The organism is Budvicia aquatica DSM 5075 = ATCC 35567, from assembly GCF_000427805.1.
Taxonomy (GTDB): domain Bacteria; phylum Pseudomonadota; class Gammaproteobacteria; order Enterobacterales; family Enterobacteriaceae; genus Budvicia; species Budvicia aquatica.
In genome coordinates, this window is sequence record NZ_ATYS01000009.1 from 96,847 (window position 1) to 111,596 (window position 14,750).

A 14,750-nucleotide genomic window follows, 5' to 3' on the forward strand; every position below is an offset into this window, starting at 1 on the left:
ATACCGGAGTCTTAACCAACAGACTCCGGAACTGCAGCTATGTATTCACTTCAGGCCTTTGCATGCCTTTCCCGCAGGCGATTAATCACCGTGCTTAGGTTTAAATCTTGATCTTGCAATAGCACTAACAGGTGATACATCAGATCGGAGGCTTCATTGGTCAGCTCTTCACGGTCGTTCACGGTGGCGGCAAGGGCCGTTTCTACACCTTCTTCACCCACTTTTTGAGCGATGCGTTTAGTGCCACTGGCATATAGCTTGGCGGTGTAAGAGGTGTCTGGATCGGCATTCTTACGGCTGGCCAACAGCTCTTCTAACTGATACAGAAAGGTCCAGTCACTGGTGGTCGGTGAAAAGCAGCTACTGGTGCCGGTATGGCAGGTTGGTCCGATAGGGTTAGCTAAAACCAGCAGGCTGTCATTATCGCAGTCAGGCGTAATGCTGACCACATTGAGAAAGTTACCTGAGCTCTCACCCTTGGTCCATAAACGCTGCTTCGTGCGTGAAAAGAAGGTGACCTTGCCGGTTTTTTCCGTTTCGGCAAGGGCTTGCTGATTCATATAGCCCAGCATCAGAACCTCACCGGAAACGGCGTGTTGAACCACTGCGGGTATCATGCCTGCGGTTTTTTCCCAGTCCAGTTGGTCATGCTGTTTTTGTGTTAACACTTTCTGATCTCCACCTGATTATCGGCCAGATAACGTTTAAGTTCGCCGATATTAATAATTTGCTTATGAAACACGGAAGCGGCGAGAGCACCGTCAACGTTGGCAACTTTAAACGCATCTAAAAAATGTTCCATGGTACCGGCCCCGCCGGAGGCAATTAGCGGCACCTTACACACTTTACGAATCTGTTTGAGCTGTTTTAAATCGTAGCCGTTACGTACCCCATCCTGATTCATCATATTGAGTACAATTTCACCGGCACCGCGTTTTTGAACTTCCTGAACCCAGTCCAGCGTGCTCCATGCGGTTGCTTTAGTGCGGGCTTCGTCACCGGTAAACTGATAAACCTGATAGGTATTTTGCTCTTCGTTATACCAGGTATCAATACCGACGACGATACACTGCACGCCAAAGCGATCGGATAGCTGAGTAATCAGCGATGGATTAGCCAATGCAGGGGAGTTAATCGAGATTTTATCTGCGCCAAATGACAGAATTTGAGCTGCATCTTCGATGCTCTTAATGCCACCGGCTACGCAGAACGGGATATCAATCACCTCTGCAACTTTAGACACCCAGCTTTTGTCTACCACCCGGCCATCGGATGAGGCGGTGATATCATAGAACACCAGCTCATCGGCACCTTCTTCGGCATAGCGTTTGGCCAGCGGGACGATATCGCCGATGATTTCATGATTGCGGAACTGCACGCCTTTGACAACTTGCCCGTCGCGGACGTCTAAACAAGGAATTATCCGTTTTGCCAGCATGAAATAGCCTCCTCTAGGTTAAATTTACCGTCCAGTAATGCCCGGCCTACAATAACGCCCTGAACGCCGCTGTTGCGCAGCGCTGCGATGTCATTAAGGCTGCCGATACCGCCGGAGGCTTGAAAAGCAATGTCAGGATAACGCTGGGTCAGTTCACAATAGAGCTCAACGTTAGAGCCGGCCAGCGTGCCGTCACGTGAAATATCGGTACAGAGCACATGTTTTAAACCAACGGACTGATAGCGTTCGACAATCTCTTCCAGCGTGCTGCTGGAGTTCTCTTGCCAGCCGCTGATAGCGACATTTTTGGTTCCGTTATCATCAATACGCACGTCTAACGCTAATACCAGTGCATCAGCCCCGAAGCGGGAGAACCAACTCTCAACCATGTCCGGCTGGCGAACGGCGGTAGAACCTATCACTACGCGGCTGGCTCCGGCCTCGATTAAATCGGCTACATCCTGCTCGGTACGGATCCCGCCACCGATTTGAACCGGAACGGATACGCCGGCCAACAGTTTACGCAACAGCGGAAGCTGGCGAGCTGCCGGGTCTTTAGCCCCGGTTAAATCGACCAAATGCAATACCTGAGCGCCTTGCTGCTGATATTGTTGCAGCTTTGGCAGCGGGTCATTGCCGTAATCACGTTGCTGGCCGTAATCGCCCTGATGGAGGCGAACAACCGTGCCATTAATTAAATCTAAAGCGGGGATAATCATTGGTGTTACATCTCCAGAAAGTTTTTCAACAGCTGAGAACCGGCTTGTCCAGAACGTTCTGGATGAAACTGCACGCCGAAGAAGTTGTCTTGCTGTACGGCGGCGGTGAAGGCCTCGCCGTAGGTGGAGTGCGCGATAGTGGCTGAACATACGGGCATTGCAAATCCATGTACGAAGTAAAAGTAGGCACCTTCTTCAATGCCACGGAACAGGTGGTGGCCTGCCTGATAATTCACTTTATTCCAGCCCATATGCGGTAATGGTAAACCGTGATCCGGTATCTGCTTAATCGGAGCATCAATGATGCCCAGAGTATTGATATTGCCTTCTTCGCTGCTTTTAGCCATAAGCTGCATGCCAAGGCAAATTCCCAGCACCGGCTGGGTACAGGCACGGATTAACTCTATCAGGTCGCGTTCTTTAAGCAGTTTCATCGCAGCAGGTGCAGAACCTACTCCCGGCAGGAACAGCTTGTCTGAACGAAGTACAACCTCTGAGTCGCGGCTGATCTTGGCGTTGTATCCTAAGCGCTTAATGGCGTAAGAGACGGACGCAAGGTTGGCGCAGCCGGTATCTAAAATAACCACGTCCATTTACAGCACCCCTTTTGAGCTCGGTAAGGTATCGCCTTCAACCCGAATGGCCTGACGCAAGGTACGACCAAAAACTTTAAACAGGCTTTCAACCCTGTGGTGGTCATTTTTACCTTTAGTTTTTAAGTGCAGGGTACAAGCCATTGCGTAAGACAGGGAGTGGAAGAAGTGTTCAACCATCTCTGTGCTCATGTCACCTACGCGCTGGTGGGTAAATTCAGCCTTATATTCCAGGAACGGGCGGCCTGAAATATCCAGCGCACAACGGGCTAAGCATTCATCCATTGGCAGGACAAAACCGAAGCGACCGATGCCGCGTTTATCGCCCAGCGCCTTTTTAAGCGCTTCGCCTAAGGCTAAACCGGTATCTTCAATGGTGTGGTGATCGTCAATAAACAGATCGCCTTTAACGTTAATATTCATCCGGAAGCCGCCATGGGTGGCAATCTGATCCAGCATATGGTCGAAGAATCCGATCCCGGTGTGGATTTTGCTATCACCTTCGCGATCCAGCCATACTTCAACGTCGATAGAGGTTTCTTTAGTGGTGCGAATAACGTGAGCATGGCGGTCTAACTTGGTGAGTTGCTCGACAATCTGGCTCCATCCCAGGGTATCACGCTGATAGCGGATACCCTGAATGCCCATATTGGTGGCCAGTTGCAGGTCAGTTTCACGATCGCCGATAACGTACGACTGGTCATAGTCCATCACGTCTTTATTCAGATAACCGATCACCAATTTGGTTTTTGGCTTACGGCAATCACAGTTATCGGCCGGTAAATGCGGACAGATCAACGTTTCTTTAAAGCAAATACCTTGAGACTCAAGGATCTGCATCATTAGGTTATGTGGCGGCTCAAAGTCTTCCTGCGGGAAGCTGGCGGTGCCTAAACCGTCCTGATTGGTAATCATCACTAACTCAAAACCGGCCGCCTGTAATTTTAACAGGGCAGGGATAACCTGAGGTTCTAAGGCCAGTTTATCCAGCCTGTCGACTTGATAATCTTCAGGCGGCTCGGCGATTAAGGTACCGTCGCGGTCAATAAAAAGGAATTTCTGGCTCATGGCGGCTCCTGATGTTAGTAGGTTTTTAATGCATCTGTGACAGCGTCACATTCGCGTTGAGTTCCGATAGATATGCGCAGACATCCTTTCAGACCCGGCTGTTTATTTTGATCTCTGAGTATAATTCCCTTTTCCCATAGCGCCTTAAATGCTTTGTCAGAATCATTCAGGCTGAACAACAGGTAGTTAGTTTCACTGGGAAATACCTGAGTCACAGCGCGGCATTCAGCTAAGGTTTTCTTCAGGTTATCACGGCGTGCGTTCAGCTCAGTCACCCGCTGACGCATGGTCGCAATACCCTGTTCGCTCAGGGCTTGGGCAGCAATATCAGCCACCGGCGTTGATAATGGATATGGGGCGATAACTTTCAGCAGCAGGCCGATAATCTCTTCGCTGGCCAGCGTGAAACCGCAGCGTAAGCCTGCCAGTGCAAAGGCTTTAGACAGCGTGCGCAGAATCACTAAGTTCGGGAACTCAGCTAACCAGCTTACCACGCTGGCTTCAGGGCAAAACTCAATATAGGCTTCGTCGACCACCACTAATGCACGATTTTGGGTCATAGCCAGAAGTTCACGGATATCTGCCGGATTAATCAGATTGCCGGTAGGGTTGTTCGGGCTGCATACATAAACCAGCTTAACGCCGTCCAGTGCCGCCTGAATTGCCGGAAGGTCTAACTGCCAGTCAGATTTACTGGCAATGGTTCTGCGCTCAACGCCCAGGGTTTCAGCGCTGACGCTGTACATTCCATAGGTAGGCGGGCAGTAAAGTACCGCATCAATGCCAGGCTCACAAAAAGCGCGCATTAGCAGTTCGATACCTTCATCGGCACCGCGGCTAACAATCACTTGTTCCGGCTTAACCCCGGCGTAAGCGGCATATCGTTGAATGACGCTGACCGGCTGGCATTCAGGATAACGATTGAGGTTTTGCTGAGTCAGTTGATAGTCAGTAGCTTCCGGATATTCATTGGCGTTCAGCCACACATCGCCGTTTCCGCCGATGCGTCGGGCGGACTGATAAGGCGTTAGTTGACGCACATTATTTCGGGCCAGTTGTTCAATAGTCATAACGTCTCCTAAGCCTTGTTATTCAGCGCGGCTACCCGCAGGGTGACAGCCTGTTTGTGGGCAGTCAGTTGTTCTGCCTGAGCCAGTATCTCAATGGTCGGCGCTAAAGCCAGAAAGCCCTGAGGCGTTAGCTGTTGAACGGTCATCCGCTTTTGGAAATCAGCCAAGCCTAAGCTGGAACTGGTGGCGGTATATCCGTATGTCGGCAACACATGGTTGGTACCTGAAGCGTAATCACCGGCAGATTCAGGTGACCAATCCCCTAAAAACACCGAACCGGCGCTGGTGATACGGTCAACCATTTGTTCTGGTTGGCGAGTTTGAATAATTAAGTGTTCAGGCCCGTATTGGTTACTGATTTCGATGCATTGGTCCAGATCTTTGGTCACGATCAGGCGGCTTTCAGCCAGTGCCTGACGGGCGATAGCTGAGCGTGACAGTGTCACTAGTTGTTTTTCTAACTCATCAGAAACGGCTTGAGCAATATTTTCGTCCGGCGTCAGTAAGATAACCTGAGAATCGGGGCCGTGTTCTGCCTGTGATAACAGATCAGAGGCAATAAAGGCCGGTGTTGCACCGCTGTCGGCAATGACCAGAACTTCTGACGGGCCTGCCGGCATATCAATGGCTGCACCGTCAATTGACTGGCTGACCTGGCGTTTGGCTTCGGTCACGTAGGCGTTACCCGGCCCGAAGATTTTATCGACTTTAGTCACTGAGTCGGTACCAAATGCCATGGCCGCAATGGCCTGCGCTCCGCCGAGCTGGAATACGTTTTTAATTCCGCACAGCTTAGCCGCATATAAAATTTCGTCCGCAATCGGCGGCGGTGAGCACAGCACGACTTGGCTACATCCGGCTAACCGGGAAGGAATTCCCAGCATTAATACGGTAGAAGGCAGTGGCGCGGTGCCTCCGGGAATATAGAGACCGACAGATCTGATTGGGCGAGTGACCTGTTGGCAGCGCACGCCGGGTTGGGTTTCGATATCGACCGGCGCAATAGCCTGAGCGCTGTGAAACGTCTCAATATTTCGGGCAGCAATCGCCATTGCCTGCTTAATTTCATCGCCTAAGCGGGCGCTGGCAGCGTCAATATCCTGCTGGCTTACGCGGATATCATTCAGTTCCGTTTTATCGAACTTGGCCGTTAATGCAAGCAGCGCTTTGTCGCCGTCGCATCTCACCTGTTCAATAATCTCTTTGACTGCGGTGCTGATTCGGTCCGACGCATTAACGGCCGGGCGTGACAACAGCGCCTTTTGCTGCTGTTGAGTGCTTTTTTCCCAATAGGTCAGTTGCATCGCCGTTACTCCATCATTTTTTCGATTGGTAACACCAGAATTGAGCTGGCACCTAAGGCTTTAAGCTGTTCCATGGTTTCCCAGAACAAGGTTTCGCTGCTTACCATGTGCATAGCGACACGATTTTTATCACCGGCTAGTGGTAGCAGGGTCGGGCGTTCAGCGCCAGGCAGTAGGGCAATGATCTCGTCTAAACGATCGCTTGGCGCGTGCAGCATAATGTATTTAGATTCTCTGGCCTGAATCACACCCTGCATACGGGTCAGCATTTTATTAATCAGCTGCTGTTTTTCGTCAGACATTTCACCGTCGCGCTGAATCAGGGTGGCCTTAGAGCGATAAATAACGTCGACTTCGCGCAGGCCGTTGGCTTCTAAGGTTGCGCCGGTAGAGACTAAATCGCAGATGGCATCGGACAGGCCGGCTCGCGGCGCAACTTCAACTGACCCGTTTAACAAACAGGATTTAAAGCGAACTTTCTGCTCGTCGAGGTAGCGCTTTAATAAGTGAGGATAAGAGGTGGCAATACGGCTGTTTTGCAAGCTTTGAGGGCCTTGATATTCAGCATCTAATGGCATAGCAATGGATAAGCGACATCCGCCGAAATCTAAGCGGCGCAGCGTGATATAGCGAGGATCTTCTCCCTGAGCACGACGGCTGAGTAACTCTTCTTCTAATACGTTTTCGCCGATGATACCTAAATCAACCACGCCATCCATTACCAGACCCGGAATATCGTCATCACGAACCCGTAAGATATCGATAGGCATATTTTCAGCAAAGGCAATAAGGCGTTGTTCCTGAAGATTAATTTTGATACCGCAACGGGCAAACAGCTCCCTTGATTCATCACTTAAACGACCTGACTTCTGCATTGCTATCCGTAAACGAGTTCTATCTAACATGGTAATCCTCTTAAATTTTTCTAATTTATTTCTTGAATCGTGGGCATTAAAAAAGCCCTCGGAAGGAATCTTCCGAGGGCTCTCTTTAACTTTCTGTCGCCACTGGAAGATTCGTTGATCGTCTTCCAGCACCAAACGCCCAAAGACTAATCAGGGTGATGGTGATGATGGTGGTTAAACAGAACGTTATTCATAATTTGTTATGCCTTGAATGTGTTTTAAAAATGACATTTCGATGTTGCTGTTCAATAACCTAACCATTGTTAGGATGAATGGCAACTACTTTTTTAAATATTAGTGATAATCAGAAAAGGAACTGAAAATCCCGGGTTATCTACTGTGTTGAATGCCAATCAGAAGGAGAAATAAACCACCTGATAGCGCCGCCTTTTTAGGTAATGTTGCTGATAATTTTGTATTCCGGGGCAATAAATATATCTTCTCACCGGGGCTGACGACTTTACCCGTAATTGAATATTTCAGCTAAAAAAGGAATGATCGCGCTTAACTTGATCCTTATTTAACAATTATCTTATTGTTAATAGTGACTGTAAGGATGTATTTTTAGCTCAATATACTCATACTAACCATGTTCACACTGACAACCTTAGAAAAGGGCGTTTACGCGTAATCGACATCAGTTATCCGACTACGCACGATATAAATTAATGGACTAATTTGATGATAAAACGCTTTGCCCTTTTTTTGGCCACTCCGCTGTTTATTGTAGGGTGCATTGATGCTTTTTTATCACCATTCAGCCAGTTAAGCGAAAATGCGGTCAGTAATTTGGCTGTGGGTGGTTTACTCACTTTAGCAATCGGCTATTTTTTCAGCTGGTTTTATCTAAGTAAAGGGAAAGGCTTTTACGGTACCACGGCCTTTTCTGATACTCCGCCTGGTGATTTGACGCTGTCAGAAGTCTGCACTTTGCAAGACAGAGATCGCTATCAGGTACTGGATGCGGTGCTATTTTCCATTGCGATAAAAGGCGTGATTCGCTTTGAAATTAAGTTGTTAAACAGCGGTGAAGATAAGATTGGCATCAGTGGCGTTATTCTAAATTCAGACCGGCGTTGTCAAGACAGCCTGAAACATGATGAATATTTATTAGCCAAAAGAATTCAACAGCAAAAGAGTCGCTGTTTATGGATTGATGACTTCGAGATTCAAAAGCACTTTGACAAGCTATCTCAATATCTTAATAGTTCGTGGCATCAAGGCTTTTTGATGCCACTTTACCATCGTGATAGCTGGGTTATTTGGACCGGGTTGGTGTTTCAGTCGATGATTATCAGTGTTATTGCCTGCTATTGGGGCAATGGGGATGTTGCCAAAATGCTTTCGGGTTTGCTTGTCTATGGCGTCACTACCTGTATTTCGGGATGCGTCTTTATATTGATCGGCTGGGCACTCTATAAGTTAACGACCGGCATAATTAAAAAACCGAAAGATGAGTCAATAGTGTTGGTCATCATGGTCTGGCTGATGGCGATTGGCGCTGTATTTTTCAGCTTTGATTATATAGATAGTGACATAGGGTCTCTGCGTCTTGACGGCATTATCGCTATCCATTTACTTACTCCATTACACGTTCTGGCCTTTATTTTATTGAAAAGACCGACGCCTTCAATGCTTAATTATCAACATCAGATAGCGTCTTTCAGACATTATTTATCTGATGAATCGCCCGAGAACAATAACCGACATAATTCACCGTTTCTGGCCGGTGATGATGTTTTTGAACGCTATTTACCTTATGCACTGGCGTTCAATCTTGACGGTATATGGTGCCGCCGCTTTGAGTTATTTTGCCGTCAGCGGGGATATTATCCGGCTATTTTTAGCTGGTATCCTGGTACAACAGAATCACTATTAAGGGATTTTTGTTTCAGGTCATTGACTCAGAAAGTGAGAGAAGCTTCTCCGGCCATAATGAAAGAAGCGATGGCACAAATCGCTGAGTAAATCCGGCAATGATTAGCAATCTGGCTTATCATTACTACTAAAATGCAACGCTGACTTTGTCGAGTTTTCTATAGGTGTCATACAAATGAAGAAAGTTTCTATTATTGGTTTGGGCTGGTTAGGAATGCCGTTAGCGCTTTCTCTGATGGGAAAAGGATATCAGGTTGTCGGGAGTAAGACGACGCCGGACGGTCTTGAAGCCGCGCGCATGTCGGGCATTGATGCTTACCCGTTAGTGATGACGCCACAGCCGGAATGTGAGGCTGATGACTGGGAACAGCTTATTCAGTGTGATGTACTTATCATTACGCTACCCGCCAGCCGTACGCCGGAGAAAGGTGAAATTTATCGCCAGTCAGTGCAAATTCTGGTGGACAGTGCGCTGGGTAAACAGGTTCAGCGTATTATCTTTATCAGTTCAACCTCGGTGTATGGTGATGCTGAAGGGGAGATGACAGAAGAGTCGCCGCGTAATGCGGTACGCCAATCCGGCAAGATTTTGGTCGAGCTGGAAAACTGGTTACATGACTTGCCGCATGTCAGCATTGATATTTTACGCCCGGCAGGCCTGATTGGTCCGGATCGTCATCCGGGACGGTTTATGGCCGGTAAGCAAGAGTTACCGGAAGGAAACTGCGGTGTGAATCTGGTGCACCAGGAAGACGTGATTGCGGCGATTAAGCTTTTGCTGGCTCAGCCACAGGGCGGGCATATCTATAACCTATGCGCTCAGATGCATCCGCGTAAGCGAGATTTTTATCCGGCTATGGCTAAAGCCCTAGGTGTAGACGCACCGTCATATACGCCGACTACCCGACAATCGCTGGGTCGGATTATAAACGGGCAGAAAATCTGCCACGAGCTGGGCTTTGAATATCAGTTCCCGGATCCTGAACGTATGCCGGTACGGTAAGACGATTAAGCCTCTAGCCGCCGGAAAATAGCCATATTTTGCTATTGTTTTTGCGCACCAAGCCTATGTTGAAACCCAATGATATAACCTTGTCAGCAATCTAAAATAAAAAGGCGCGAAGATTATCTTCACGCCTTTTTATTGATCGCAGAAAACATTACCGGTGTTCAAATGCCAACGCTCTACGCTCAACTTCTCGCATCATCAGGGTCAACAGACCATTCACACAGAGGTAAATGATACCGGCAGCGCCATACACCATAACATCGTAGGTTCTGCCATACATCAGTTGGCTGTAGCCCATAACTTCCATCAGCGTAATGGTATAGGCCAGAGAGGTACTCTTAAATACCAGAACCACTTCGTTGGAATAAGATGACAGCGAACGCTTAAAAGCATAGGGCAGCAGAATGCGTAACGTTTGGCCTTTTGACATTCCTAATGCTTCACAGGACTGCCATTGTCCGGCAGGAATAGCGCGCACCGCACCATGAAATAGCAGCGTGGAGTAAGCCGCACTGTTCAGCGCCAGCGCGACCATGGCACATAACCATGGCTCAGACAGTAAACGCCACAGCACGGGAAAAGATTTAATAAACTCAAACTGGCCCGGACCGTAATAAATCAGGAAAATTTGAACCAGCAGCGGAGTGCCGGTAAACAGAGTGATATAGCCTTTAACGACCCAGTTAATAACCGGCGTTTTTAAGGTAAGAATCACGGTGAATAACAGCGCCAGTACCAGAGCAACAATCAGTGAGGTTACGGTTAATGTCAGGCTGGTATATAGCCCCTGAAGAACGTCGGGTAAGTATTGAAACATTATGACGCTCCCCGTTCAAAGCGGGTGGTCCGCAGCTCTATTGCCTTTAAAACGTACTGGCTTATCAGGGTAATCGCCAAGTAGATCAGTGCAGCAATCATAAACCAGGTAAAGGGCTCTTGCGTACGGGTGGCGATACTTTTGGTTTGCTGCATTAAGTCATTAACGCTGATTAACGAAACAAGCGCGGTATCTTTTAACAGAACTAACCATTGGTTACCCAGCCCCGGCAGAGCATGTCGCCACATCTGAGGCATGATCAAGCGGAAGAATATAGCTGACTTGCTTAACCCTAATGCCTGACCGGATTCCCTTTGACCGTGCGGCACGGCCTTCAGTGCTCCTCGCAGAGTTTGAGAACCATAAGCGGCATACAACAGCGATAGTGCAATCACACCGCACAGGAACGGGCTAACGTCGAAGTTTTCGATATTTAACTGAAGGGTAAAACCGAAAATTGAAAAGCCGTCAGCCAGCGTCATTAATAGCTGAGAGGCACCGAAGTAAATAAACAGTACCACCAGAATTTCCGGTAACCCGCGCAGAATCATCACAATACCGGTGCCGATATAGCTGACAAACTTCAGGCGAGACGACTCCCATACGGCAAAAAACATTGCCAGTATCAGGCCGATGACCAGAGAACAAACGGCAAGGCCGACGGTCATCCCGGCGGCGCTTGCTAAAGGTTGGATTTCATTCATCGCTTATCTGATTACTTCTGGAACCATTTGTCGTAGACAACTTTATACGTGCCGTCTTGTTTGATTTTATCTAACGCAGTATTCAGTTTGTCGCGCAGATCGGTATTTTTAGGGCCAACGGCAATGGCAAAGCCGGTACCGAAGTAAGCATCATCAGTGATGGTTTCACCCACGGTAGCCAGTTCAGCATTGTTTTTTAGCCATTCTGCCACTACGGCAGTATCACCGAATACCGCATCAATACGGCCGCTTTTCAGGTCCAGCATGGCATTTTGATAGCTGTCATAGGCGACAGGCTTAATTTCAGCATGCTTTTCAATCAGATATTTCTGGTGAGTCGTGCCGTTCTGCATACCTACTTTTAGCCCTTTCAACGCAGAGATATCAGCGATTTTATCTTTAAGAGCAATAAACTGAGCCGAGTTATCGTAGTAGGTTTTGGTAAAGGCCACTTGTTCTAAACGCTCCGGAGTAACGTCCAGTGCGGCAATAACGGCATCAAACCGGCGGAACTTCAGGCCGGGAACCAGACTGTCAAAACCCTGATTAGTAAAAGTACATTCCGCCTGAAGCTCTTTACATAAGGCTTTAGCCAGATCGATATCAAATCCCTGAATAGTATTGTCGGCACCGACAAACTCAAACGGAGGATAGGACGCTTCTGTAGCAAAACGAATTTTCTCTGCGGCCGCAGCGGAAAGGCTGATGCTGGCAAGAAGAGTAGCAACCAGTAGTTTTTTCATGACAAACTCCAGTGATAGATAAAATTATTTCAATATCATTCAGATATTAATGTGATAGATAGCCTGCAAACTCTTTGGTTTGCGGATGGATAAATGCTTGTGCATCGCCATGCTCAACAATCCGACCCTGTTCCATATAGATAACCCGGCTGGCTGTTTTCTTAGCAAATTCAACTTCGTGAGTCACGATGACCTGAGTAATTCCGGTGTCGGACAGCTCGCGAATAATATTCACCACCTGAGCCGTAATTTCAGGATCCAGCGCAGCGGTTGGTTCATCAAATAACAGTATTTGAGGTTCCATCATCAGCGCTCGGGCAATTGCGACACGTTGTTGCTGACCGCCGGAGAGGTGCAGTGGGAAACGGGTGCTGAATTTTGTCAGTTGCAGTCGATTAAGCAGCTTTTCTGCACGGTTTATCGCGGCTTCTTTAGATAATCCAAGAACGCGGCAGGGGGCTTCGATCAGATTCTGCATAACCGTTAAATGCGGCCACAGATTATATTGCTGAAAGACCATGCCGACATTACGACGTAGTTCGCGGATTGCATTTTCTGCTGGCGGATGGCTGAAATCAAAGTTATTACCCGCAATGGTAAGCTGACCCGAACGGGGCATCTCCAGCAGGTTTAATACTCTGATCAGAGAACTTTTACCCGCGCCGCTTGGACCGAGTAATACCAGGGTTTCTCCGGCCGGGCAATCGAGGCTAATATCGAAAAGTGCCTGATGGGAACCGTAGAAACAGTTTATGCCGTTTAAATGAATACTCATGCGCCATTAATGAATAGTAATGAATGGTGTAATGGTAACGTTGACAGCAAGGGGATGCAATCAAAGCCGCATAAATTTTGTGTTTGTCTCACATTTAGCGACTAAAAAAGCATAATTTAACCGCTAAGGTAGAATGTCTTTGATGAAAATATAATCACATTAAGCGATCGGCAGCAAACGGGTAGTATAAGTGTGGGGCGAGATGACGGGAATCATAGAGCCGGTAACAGTAAAGCTACCGGCTTAGTCGATATTACATAACGGCGCAGTAAACCTGAAAGGCAACCCAACCCAGTAGTGCTCCGGCTGGCAGGTCGATTAGGTAATGTTGTTTGGTAAACATACATGACAGCGCAATTAATAGCGGGAACATAAATACCCAAGGACCCAGAGTGCTCAATGCCAATAAAGCCGTTAAGGTTGCCACTGAAACATGCATGCTCGGGAAGCAGTTTGATGAGTCATCAAATTTTTGTACATATAATAGAAAGCGTTCTGATAAGTTCTTTCCGGTATTCATCGTTCTCCAGTGAGGGGGCGTTGAAACTGGAAATAACATGAAAAAGAACATTTGCATAACTAACAGTACGGTATAACTAAAGACGATAATAACAAATTGTCGATGATCTTCGACTATCCAGTTGATATATAGAATAGCCGGATAGTATAAAAAGCTATAAACCCAAGACCAAATGGGCCAGAAGGGTATTTTCTCGTCGATCGGAGAATGAAATGATCTTGCTTTTCTGATAGCGTTCCGTTGGGTGAAGAAGTAGAACTGATAGATACCGACAATAAGAATTCCGCTTAAAATCAGGTTGATAATGTAATCTATAGTGCTCACTTGTTATTCCTTTAACCGTAATGATACTGATATATCAATCAGTGGTGATGTCGTAGGGTAATTAAGACCAATAATATATAAGTTACTTCTGTTTGGGTATCCATGTTCTTTGAAAACATTTACCAAATGTGCGGTTATTTGTATCAAGCTGTGAAAAGTTATTTCATTTACAATGAATTGATTAAATAAAAACGCTGATTTTTGGATTGTTATATATTGGCTAAATAGACAACATAAATATATTTTAGATAAAAAATCTCACATTTAAACCAGATGTAAATATTTGGTTAATAGTTTTAGATAGGGAAGCGATCTCGACGCGTTGGCTATTTATCGCTATGATGGAATTTCTGAATTAGGCGGTTTTAATCCCACGGAGAGCGGCGATGCATCGTATCACTATTTCTATTGATGATGATCTAATGGAAGAGATCGACAAGATTATCAAGCAGAAAAATTATCAGAACCGTTCTGAAGCAATACGAGATTTAACCCGTACCGGCATTCAGAATTCATCATTGAGCGTTGAAGGGAATCCGCCTTGCGTAGGCGCACTGGTCTATGTTTACGATCACGAGTCCAGAGAGTTATCTAAACGATTAACCCGAACGTTTCATGACCAGCATAATATGACGTTGGCCAGTCTTCATGTCCACCTTGATCATGGCAGCTGTATGGAGGTTTCCATGCTGAAGGGAAATACTGATGAAGTAGAGCGTCTGGCTGAGCAGGTGATTACTGAACGGGGCGTTCGCTACGGTAAACTGATTATGGTGCCGGATAATTCGACTGCGCATGGCGAAGACGGACATCACCACGGCCATTCTGACGAACATGAATAACGGTCTTATTGAATTCAAATTAACCTGAAGCGTATTGAGTA

At 47.2% G+C, this 14,750-nt stretch carries 17 protein-coding genes and 1 other annotated feature; of the genes, 3 read left to right on the forward strand and 14 right to left on the reverse strand.

Features of this window, described 5'->3' with window-relative positions:
• Positions 1-50: 50 nt before the first annotated feature.
• From hisIE to hisL, 9 genes are all read right to left on the reverse strand, one after another.
• Positions 51-668, reverse strand: a complete 618-nt coding sequence (gene hisIE / locus YWE_RS0105615) for a bifunctional phosphoribosyl-AMP cyclohydrolase/phosphoribosyl-ATP diphosphatase HisIE (protein ID WP_029093635.1) — start codon at positions 666-668, stop codon at positions 51-53.
• Positions 662-1,438, reverse strand: coding sequence for an imidazole glycerol phosphate synthase subunit HisF (hisF, locus tag YWE_RS0105620; protein ID WP_029093636.1), 777 nt, complete (start codon positions 1,436-1,438; stop codon positions 662-664). Before hisF ends, hisIE begins: the two co-directional genes overlap by 7 nt.
• Positions 1,420-2,157 (reverse strand): 1-(5-phosphoribosyl)-5-[(5-phosphoribosylamino)methylideneamino]imidazole-4-carboxamide isomerase, encoded by a 738-nt coding sequence (gene hisA / locus YWE_RS0105625; protein WP_029093637.1) that lies wholly within the window; start codon positions 2,155-2,157, stop codon positions 1,420-1,422. Before hisA ends, hisF begins: the two co-directional genes overlap by 19 nt.
• A 5-nt stretch (positions 2,158-2,162) precedes the next feature.
• Complete coding sequence (hisH, locus tag YWE_RS0105630) at positions 2,163-2,750, reverse strand: imidazole glycerol phosphate synthase subunit HisH (RefSeq protein WP_029093638.1); 588 nt, start codon at positions 2,748-2,750, stop codon at positions 2,163-2,165.
• Complete coding sequence (gene hisB / locus YWE_RS0105635; RefSeq protein ID WP_029093639.1) at positions 2,751-3,818, reverse strand: bifunctional histidinol-phosphatase/imidazoleglycerol-phosphate dehydratase HisB; 1,068 nt, start codon at positions 3,816-3,818, stop codon at positions 2,751-2,753.
• Between the two features lie 14 nt (positions 3,819-3,832).
• Positions 3,833-4,888 (reverse strand): histidinol-phosphate transaminase, encoded by a 1,056-nt coding sequence (hisC, locus tag YWE_RS0105640; RefSeq protein WP_029093640.1) that lies wholly within the window; start codon positions 4,886-4,888, stop codon positions 3,833-3,835.
• Between the two features lie 8 nt (positions 4,889-4,896).
• The gene (hisD, locus tag YWE_RS0105645) at positions 4,897-6,192 is read right to left on the reverse strand and encodes a histidinol dehydrogenase (protein ID WP_029093641.1); all 1,296 of its coding nucleotides are present in this window, start codon (positions 6,190-6,192) and stop codon (positions 4,897-4,899) included.
• Positions 6,193-6,197: 5 nt separating this feature from the next.
• Positions 6,198-7,097, reverse strand: a complete 900-nt coding sequence (gene hisG, locus YWE_RS0105650) for an ATP phosphoribosyltransferase (RefSeq protein WP_029093642.1) — start codon at positions 7,095-7,097, stop codon at positions 6,198-6,200.
• Positions 7,098-7,143: 46 nt separating this feature from the next.
• Positions 7,144-7,268: a sequence feature (His leader region), on the reverse strand.
• On the reverse strand, positions 7,244-7,291 hold the full coding sequence (gene hisL, locus YWE_RS30360) for a his operon leader peptide (RefSeq protein ID WP_114987577.1): 48 nt from the start codon (positions 7,289-7,291) through the stop codon (positions 7,244-7,246). Its footprint overlaps the feature before it by 25 nt.
• A 487-nt stretch (positions 7,292-7,778) precedes the next feature.
• On the opposite strand from hisL, the gene YWE_RS0105655 reads away from it, so the two are divergent.
• Positions 7,779-9,065 carry a DUF2207 family protein gene (locus YWE_RS0105655; protein ID WP_029093643.1) on the forward strand — a complete coding sequence of 429 codons (1,287 nt, stop codon included), beginning with the start codon at positions 7,779-7,781 and terminating at the stop codon, positions 9,063-9,065.
• Between the two features lie 85 nt (positions 9,066-9,150).
• Entirely contained in the window at positions 9,151-9,978 is an 828-nt protein-coding gene (locus YWE_RS0105660; protein ID WP_029093644.1) for an SDR family oxidoreductase, read from the forward strand.
• Positions 9,979-10,135: 157 nt separating this feature from the next.
• Here the strand turns inward: YWE_RS0105660 and artM are convergent, their stop codons facing one another.
• The 5 genes from artM to YWE_RS0105685 form a co-directional block, all read right to left on the reverse strand.
• On the reverse strand, positions 10,136-10,801 hold the full coding sequence (artM, locus tag YWE_RS0105665; protein ID WP_029093645.1) for an arginine ABC transporter permease ArtM: 666 nt from the start codon (positions 10,799-10,801) through the stop codon (positions 10,136-10,138).
• Positions 10,801-11,505, reverse strand: a complete 705-nt coding sequence (artQ, locus tag YWE_RS0105670) for an arginine ABC transporter permease ArtQ (RefSeq protein WP_029093646.1) — start codon at positions 11,503-11,505, stop codon at positions 10,801-10,803. Before artQ ends, artM begins: the two co-directional genes overlap by 1 nt.
• Positions 11,506-11,516: 11 nt before the next feature.
• Positions 11,517-12,248, reverse strand: coding sequence for an arginine ABC transporter substrate-binding protein (gene artJ, locus YWE_RS0105675; RefSeq protein WP_029093647.1), 732 nt, complete (start codon positions 12,246-12,248; stop codon positions 11,517-11,519).
• 46 nt (positions 12,249-12,294) lie between these two features.
• A complete protein-coding gene (gene artP / locus YWE_RS0105680) occupies positions 12,295-13,023 on the reverse strand; it encodes an arginine ABC transporter ATP-binding protein ArtP (protein ID WP_029093648.1) in 729 nt (242 codons plus the stop codon).
• A 253-nt stretch (positions 13,024-13,276) separates the two neighbouring features.
• Complete coding sequence (locus YWE_RS0105685) at positions 13,277-13,867, reverse strand: phosphatase PAP2 family protein (RefSeq protein ID WP_029093649.1); 591 nt, start codon at positions 13,865-13,867, stop codon at positions 13,277-13,279.
• A 386-nt stretch (positions 13,868-14,253) separates the two neighbouring features.
• Here YWE_RS0105685 and nikR point away from each other — a divergent pair, with 386 nt between their 5' ends.
• Positions 14,254-14,709, forward strand: a complete 456-nt coding sequence (nikR, locus tag YWE_RS0105690; RefSeq protein WP_029093650.1) for a nickel-responsive transcriptional regulator NikR — start codon at positions 14,254-14,256, stop codon at positions 14,707-14,709.
• Positions 14,710-14,750: the final 41 nt, after the last annotated feature.